The organism is Escherichia sp. 20412-1, from assembly GCF_003027595.1.
GTDB classification, from domain to species: domain Bacteria; phylum Pseudomonadota; class Gammaproteobacteria; order Enterobacterales; family Enterobacteriaceae; genus Escherichia; species Escherichia marmotae.
Genome location: NZ_PYQM01000132.1, coordinates 1 through 499, shown reverse-complemented (window position 1 = coordinate 499; position 499 = coordinate 1). Strand labels below are relative to the sequence as shown.

At 47.9% G+C, this 499-nt stretch carries 1 protein-coding gene; it reads left to right on the top strand.

The genetic code is table 11. The annotated features are described in order from the left end of the window. Positions 1-22: 22 nt before the first annotated feature. Positions 23-499, top strand: a 477-nt coding sequence (locus C7B16_RS24370) for a TraD N-terminal domain-containing protein (RefSeq protein ID WP_308813100.1), incomplete at its 3' end; no start/stop codon positions are given.

The following is a 499-nucleotide window of genomic DNA, read 5'->3' as shown; positions in this document are numbered from 1 at the left end:
CAGATTTTCCCGGAGTTTCATCATGAGTTTTAACGCAAAGGATATGACCCAGGGCGGTCAGATTGCCTCCATGCGTATCCGCATGTTCAGTCAGATCGCCAATATTATTTTCTACTGTCTGTTTATTTTATTCTGGCTTCTCGTTGGCCTGGTCCTGTGGATGAAAATAAGCTGGCAGACCTTCATCAATGGCTGTATTTACTGGTGGTGCACCACGCTGGAAGGCATGCGGGATTTAATCAAATCCCAGCCGGTCTATGAGATCCAGTATTACGGTAAAACCTTCCGCATGAACGCGGCTCAGGTACTGCATGACAAATATATGATCTGGTGCAGTGAGCAGTTATGGTCCGCCTTCGTGCTGGCTGCTGTTGTGGCCCTGGTTATTTGCCTGATTACCTTTTTTGTCACGACCTGGATTCTGGGGCATCAGGGTAAACAGCAGAGTGAAAATGAAGTCACAGGTGGTCGTCAGCTGACAGACAACCCGAAAGAGGTT